1 protein-coding gene is annotated in these 1,180 nt (G+C 36.1%); it reads left to right on the top strand.

Features of this window, described 5'->3' with window-relative positions:
- Window positions 1–71: 71 nt before the first annotated feature.
- Window positions 72–1,162 (top strand): IS4-like element ISAba1 family transposase gene (locus tag NI464_RS15735; RefSeq protein WP_110925086.1). Its coding sequence is split into 2 segments (ribosomal slippage): window positions 72–612 and window positions 612–1,162, totalling 1,092 coding nucleotides; the frame shifts between segments, so codons are not numbered across the junction.
- The last annotated feature ends 18 nt before the right edge of the window (window positions 1,163–1,180 follow it).

The following is a 1,180-nucleotide window of genomic DNA, read 5'->3' as shown; positions in this document are numbered from 1 at the left end:
CTCTGTACACGACAAAAATAGATAACTCATTGAAATAATGTCACAATAATTGTTTTCTAACGACGAATACTATGACACATCTCAATGAGTTATATCTTATCTTAAACAAATATCTAAAATGGAACAAGTCACATTTAAAGTGCTTTGCGCTCATCATGCTTGTGATTATTTTAAAGCAAACATGTAATCTTTCTTCTGCATCTAAAGCCTTGCCCATCAAGTGCTTACCACAATCATTTTATCGACGTATGCAGCGCTTCTTTGCAGGTCAGTATTTCGATTATCGTCAAATTTCTCGGTTGATTTTCAATATATTTTCATTCGACAAAGTGCAACTGACTTTAGATAGAACCAATTGGAAATGGGGAAAACGAAATATTAATATCCTGATGCTCGCGATCGTTTATCGTGGAATAGCGATACCTATCCTTTGGACATTGCTTAATAAACGTGGAAATTCAGATACGAAAGAGCGCATTGCTTTGATTCAACGCTTTATCTCCATTTTTGGTAAAGACCGTATTGTGAATGTGTTCGCAGACAGAGAGTTTATCGGTGAGCAGTGGTTTACATGGTTAATTGAACAAGACATCAACTTCTGCATTCGTGTTAAAAAAACTTCATTGTCACCAATCATTTAGGAAAGAATCATAAAATTAGTGATTTATTTCGCCATCTTAAAGTTGGTCAAATTGAATGTCGTAAACGACGGATTTTGGTTGGTCGGGTGAAACTATATATAAGTGCACTACAGTTAGAAAATGGAGAGCTTTTACTCGTCGTTTCTCCTCAGTTTAATGCCAATGCTATTCAGGATTATGCATTACGCTGGGAAATTGAAACCTTATTCAGTTGTCTCAAAGGACGCGGGTTTAATCTTGAAAATACGCGCTTGACAGACCCTAGACGAGTGAAAAAATTGATTGCGGTGTTAGCTATAAGCTTCTGTTGGTGTTACTTAACGGGTGAATGGCAACATGATCAAAAAAAAGCGATAAAAATAAAGAAGCATGGACGACTCTCAATGAGTTTATTTCGCTATGGTTTAGACTATGTTCAAATGGCGATTCAGCGTTTAATTGGTTTTGGGAAAAAAGAAGAGTTTAAGGAAATTTTGGCAATTTTAAGAAGGCAGAATCCTGATAGGATAAGGGTTCTGTGAAATTTGTCGTGTACAGAG

It is taken from the genome of Acinetobacter lwoffii (assembly GCF_024129685.1).
GTDB classification, from domain to species: Bacteria; Pseudomonadota; Gammaproteobacteria; order Pseudomonadales; family Moraxellaceae; genus Acinetobacter; species Acinetobacter lwoffii_X.
The sequence above is the reverse complement of the archived record's forward strand: the minus strand, read 5'-3'. Positions and strand labels throughout refer to the sequence as shown.